Here is a 4,604-nt window from a genome sequence, read left to right on the forward strand (position 1 = left end):
TGTGTATAAGAGACAGGTCCTGGGGAGGAAGGCCGCCGCGCCGCCTACCGTCGTACGGCGACCGGAGGGGGGTCGCCGGCCGGCGGCGGGGTGGTGCGGTGCGGTCCGGGGGGCGGACGCGCATGGTGCGGGAGTGACGCAGGTGAAGGGGGTCCGCTCGACGGACCCCTGAGTCATGGGCGAGGGAGCCGCCCGGCTGTCAGGCCGCCGTCAGACGGCGGTCGAGAACGGCGAGAATCAGCTCCTCGACGCGGCGGGCGACCGGATCGCTCTCGCCGCCGGGGCCGGCCAGCAGGTCGAAGGTCTCGAAGCTGGTCAGCATGAACAGCATCTCCACCAGTTCGTCGAGCCCGGCCTCGTCGACCTCGGCGCCCCGGTCGGCGAGCAGCCGGTTGAGGACCACCTGGAGGCCGCCGCGCCGCCGCTCGCTGCGGCTCTGCAGCGCGGTGTCGAGCTCCGGGTCGAGGATTCCCAGGCCGCGCAGCCGGCGCAGGGCGACCCGGCCGGAGGCGTAGAAGCCGTTCAGCACGTCGAGCAGCGCGGTGAGCGCCTCGCGGCCGCTGGGGGCCATGAATGCCGCGGGCATCCTGGCCATTCCGCCGCGCTGGGCCAGATCGTCGAAGAGTGCCTCCAGCAGGCCGGTCTTCGAGTCGAACTGGTAGTAGACGGTCATCCGCGCCACTCCGGCGGTCTTGGCGACGGCGTCCATGCTGAACGAGGCCGGGCCCTTCTCCCCGGTGAGCAGCTCGCAGGCCGCCTCCAGAATGCGGGTGCGGGTCTGTTCGGCGGCTACCTGGCGTTGGCCGGCTCGGTACTGGCGTGGGCTCATGGGCTGTTGACGTCTCCTGAGGCGGGTGCTATCACATTCATTGTACACTCAGTCTATATAAAAATACGGGGGCAGGGAACGGTGCGGCGGTGTCCGCCTCCCGTGCCCGCCCCCCGCAGAGGACCGGCGCCACTCCCATCACGACATCCCCCATACTGCGGAGGCCACGATGAGGTACCGCCATGTGAGTGTGCCGAGGCTCGGCGGAGCCGAGGTCCTGAGGCTGTCCAGCGACGAACTCCCGGCACCGGCCGTCGGCCAGGTCCGGGTCCGGGTGCTCGCCGCCGGCGTCTCCTACGGTGACATTCTGCTCCGTGCCGGCGTGATCCCCGGCGGGCCCAAGCGGCCCTTCACCCCCGGATACGACCTGGTGGGGGTGGTGGACCAGGTCGGACCGGGCACCAGGGCCCCCGAACCGGGCACCCGGGTGGTCGCGTTGGTGCGCAGCGGCGGCTACGCGGAGTACGCGCTGGTGGCCGCCAACCGGCTGGTCCCGCTGCCCGAGGGCGTCGACCCGGTGGAGGCTTCGGCGCTCGCGCTGAACTACTTCATCGCCCAGCAGATGCTGCACCGGGTGGCCGAGGTCCGGCAGGGCAGCACCGTCCTGGTGCACGGGGCGTCCGGCGGCGTCGGCACCGCCTTCCTGGAGCTGGCCGCGCTCGCCGGGGTCACCGTCTACGGCACCTGCTCCGCCGCCCGGGCCGACCAGGTGCGGGCGCTCGGCGGCCGCCCGATCGACCGGGACGCCGAGGACTTCCGCCGGGTGGTGCGCGGCCTGCCGGGCGGCGCGGTGGACGCGGTGTTCGACCCGATCGGCGGCCCGCACTTCCTCCGCTCGTACCAGGCGGTGCGGCGCGGCGGCGTGATGGTCGGCTTCGGCCAGAACGCCGCGCTGCGCGGCAACCAGCGGGACCTGCTGACCGGCGCCCAGGGTTTCCTGGGCGGCATCGTGCTGCCGAAGCTGCTCCCGGACGGCAAGCGGACGCTGTTCTACAACGCCTGGAGTCTGGAGAAGTCCCACCCGGCCGCGTACCAGCAGGACCTCGCGACCGTGCTGGAGCTGCTGCAGAAGGGCCTGGTCAAGCCGCGGGTGGGCCGCACCATGCCGCTGGAGGAGGCGGCGGACGCGCACCGGGCGATGGAGACCGCCGCGATCACCGGGAAGATCGTGCTCGTCCCGGCCGCGGCCTGACCGAAGGGGCGCGCCTCCAGGGCACGGGGCGCGCCCGGGCCGCCGTACTCCTGTCCCCGGTCAGGGGGGCGGCGGCCGGGGACAGGGCAGGAAAGGTTCCCAGCGTGTTGGGGATTCCCGACCCATGACGGTGGGACGGCCGGTCCGCAGGATGGCGGTAGCACCGCTTCCCCCCGTTGCCGTCCCGTCGGAGGCTCCCCGATGCGAACCGCCCTGCGCCGTGCCCACCGCCGTCTGCTGCTGCGCCGCTGGATGCGGCGGGGCGGCCGCTACCTGGCGGACGGGCTGATCTGGCTCGGTCTGGCGATGGGGGCGATGACCTCGCCCTCCGCCCTGCCGGGGGCGCGGAAGCCGGAGGACGTGCTGCCTCCGGTGGGGGTGCCGGAGTGGCACCCGGAACGGACCTCGGCGCCGGCCGAGCCGCTGAGCCGGCGCGAGGAGGAACTCTGGGCGCAGCTGCTGGAGCGCTGACCGGGCCCCCGCGGCCCGGCCCCGGGCGCCCGTTCCCTCGACCGGCTCGGACCCGGGAGCGAACGGCTGCCTGGATCGGCCCGGATCGGCCCGGATCGGCCCGGAGCGGATCGGCCGGATCGGAGCGGATCGGCCCAAAACGAATCGGCCGGCCCGGCCCGGCCCGGATCGGCCCGGGCCGGGAGTGACCGGCGCCGGGCCCTAGCTGCCGAGCCCGGCCCGCCGGGCCCGGACGGCGGCCTCGGCGCGGTCGGCCACCTGGAGCTTGCTGAAGATCCGGGAGAGGTAGTTGCGCACGGTCTTCATGGAGAGCCCGAACTCATTGGCGATGTGCGCGTTGTTGCGGCCGTCGGCCAGCATGGTCAGGACCGCCATCTCCCGGGGGGTCAGGTCGGGGAACGGCTCGCGCTCCGGAGCCGGCCGGCGCACCTGGGCCAGCAGGTGGGCGGCGGCCTCCGGGCCGAACAGCGCCCCGCCCTGGCTGACCGCGGTGATCGCCCGGCGGACGTCGTCCAGGCCCGCGCCCTTGACCAGGTAGCCCCGCGCGCCCGCGCGGACCGCCGAGACGATGGAGTCGTCGTTGTCGTCGGCCGTCAGCATCACCACCGCCACCCGGGGGTGGCGGGCGAGCAGGGTCCGGGTCGCCTCGATGCCGTCGGTGCCGGGCATGCTGATGTCCATCAGTACGACGTCCGGCGCGAGCCGCTCCACCGCGGAGAGCACGTCGGCCCCGCTGGAGGCCTCGCCCACCACCGTCAGTGAGTCGATCCGGTCGAGGAGTTGGCGCAAACCCGCCCGGAACAGCTCATGGTCGTCGACGACCAGGATGCGGAGGTTTCGAGGTACGGCCGGATCCATGGGGGCTCCTAAGGGGAGGGTGAGGGAACACGGTCAACTCGGTGGGCGCACGGGGACACAGGGAAACGGCACGGGTCGGTCGGGCACGGAGTCCGTGGCCGCCGGTGGCGGGGGAGAGAGGACGAGGGCGGTCAGTCGAGCCGGTGGGTGCCGTCGACGAGCGCCGAGTGGGGCAGCCGGACCCGGACCACGGTGCCGTGCGGGGCCCTGGTCCCGATCGAGAAAAAGCCGCCGAGTTCTCTGGTGCGCAGGCACATCGAAGGAAGTCCGATTCCGCCGACCGCGTCGCCGGAAATGCCGATCCCATCGTCCTCGATGGAAAGGACGAGGCCCTCCGGGCCGATCGACGCGGAGATCCGGCAGAACGATGCCCCGGCATGCCGGACGACATTCGCGACAGCCTCGCCGGAGATGTTCTTCAATTCTTTTTGGACACGTGTCGGAAAATCGTCCAGCACGGCCGGGAGCTCGGTGACGACCCGGAGCCGGCCGGCCCCGGCCTCCTCGAAGGCGCGGGCCTGCCGGTGCAGGAACTGGCGCAGTGTGCCGGCGGCGGCGACGGTCCGGGGCTCGGAGGTGTCGAGGTCCCGGATCACCTGTCGGACATCCGCGATCGCGGTGCTGACATCCTCCCGGGCCTGGGCCAGCAGGGCCGGGGCCTGGTCGGCGTCGCCGGTCAGGTCGATACCGGCGAGTTCCATGCGCATGTGCAGAGCGGCCAGCCTGGGCGCCAGTGAGTCGTGCAACTCCCTGCGGACACGGCGGCGTTCGTCGAGTCGGGCGGCGGCGGCCGGACAGCCGGACTCCGCTTCGTCGACCGGCGTTCCGGCCGGTCGGGGGCGTGGCTGCGCCGGTGGCAGGCCGGCTGCGCCGAGGCCGGTGACCAGCCCGAGCAGGGTGTTCACCAGCCGACCGATCCGGTCGGAGGTGTTCCGTTCACCGCGCGTAGCGAGCGCTCCGACGCCGCTCATGGCCAGGTTTGTCGGTCTTCGGTCGGCCCTGCCGGAGGATTTGAGTATCTGGTCCAGCATGGTTCCTGAGATCCCCCCGTCGCTCGCGTCTTACCCACTGTGCACGGGCGTTCCTGGCGCGGGGAAATGGAATTCCTCGGGCATGTCCGAAAACAGGCACGGCGGACCTCTGAGTATCGGTCCGTCGTTCGTTTCCATGCCGTGATCCCAATCCACCCGGGACAAGACCTTAGGGGCGTGGTTGCGCAGGGCGCAAGGGTGGGAGGGCCGGGTGGGGGAGGGG

At 72.6% G+C, this 4,604-nt stretch carries 5 protein-coding genes; 2 read left to right on the plus strand and 3 right to left on the minus strand.

Features of this window, described 5'->3' with window-relative positions:
- Positions 1 to 199: 199 nt before the first annotated feature.
- Complete coding sequence (locus VR45_RS30650) at positions 200 to 829, minus strand: TetR/AcrR family transcriptional regulator (protein WP_045943129.1); 630 nt, start codon at positions 827 to 829, stop codon at positions 200 to 202.
- Between the two features lie 184 nt (positions 830 to 1,013).
- Between VR45_RS30650 and VR45_RS30655 the strand changes: the two genes are divergently transcribed.
- On the plus strand, positions 1,014 to 2,021 hold the full coding sequence (locus VR45_RS30655) for a medium chain dehydrogenase/reductase family protein (protein ID WP_234326324.1): 1,008 nt from the start codon (positions 1,014 to 1,016) through the stop codon (positions 2,019 to 2,021).
- Positions 2,022 to 2,222: 201 nt separating this feature from the next.
- Complete coding sequence (locus tag VR45_RS30660) at positions 2,223 to 2,492, plus strand: DUF6059 family protein (RefSeq protein WP_045943131.1); 270 nt, start codon at positions 2,223 to 2,225, stop codon at positions 2,490 to 2,492.
- 201 nt (positions 2,493 to 2,693) lie between these two features.
- Here VR45_RS30660 and VR45_RS30665 read toward each other — a convergent pair whose 3' ends face one another.
- Positions 2,694 to 3,350, minus strand: coding sequence for a response regulator transcription factor (locus VR45_RS30665; RefSeq protein ID WP_045943132.1), 657 nt, complete (start codon positions 3,348 to 3,350; stop codon positions 2,694 to 2,696).
- Between the two features lie 131 nt (positions 3,351 to 3,481).
- Positions 3,482 to 4,321: a histidine kinase gene (locus VR45_RS30670; protein ID WP_052709497.1), complete on the minus strand. Its 840-nt coding sequence runs from the start codon at positions 4,319 to 4,321 to the stop codon at positions 3,482 to 3,484.
- Between the last annotated feature and the right edge of the window lie 283 nt (positions 4,322 to 4,604).

The sequence above is a fragment of the Streptomyces sp. NRRL S-495 genome (assembly GCF_000966955.1).
Taxonomy (GTDB): Bacteria; Actinomycetota; Actinomycetes; order Streptomycetales; family Streptomycetaceae; genus Kitasatospora; species Kitasatospora purpeofusca.

Bases quoted from the DNA above. Each gene is read 5' to 3' on its own strand.
- VR45_RS30650 (WP_045943129.1), bottom strand. From the start codon at position 829: ATGAGCCCACGCCAGTACCGAGCCGGCCAACGCCAGGTAGCCGCCGAA.
- VR45_RS30660 (WP_045943131.1), top strand. From the start codon at position 2,223: ATGCGAACCGCCCTGCGCCGTGCCCACCGCCGTCTGCTGCTGCGCCGC.
- VR45_RS30665 (WP_045943132.1), bottom strand. From the start codon at position 3,350: ATGGATCCGGCCGTACCTCGAAACCTCCGCATCCTGGTCGTCGACGAC.
- VR45_RS30670 (WP_052709497.1), bottom strand. From the start codon at position 4,321: ATGAGCGGCGTCGGAGCGCTCGCTACGCGCGGTGAACGGAACACCTCC.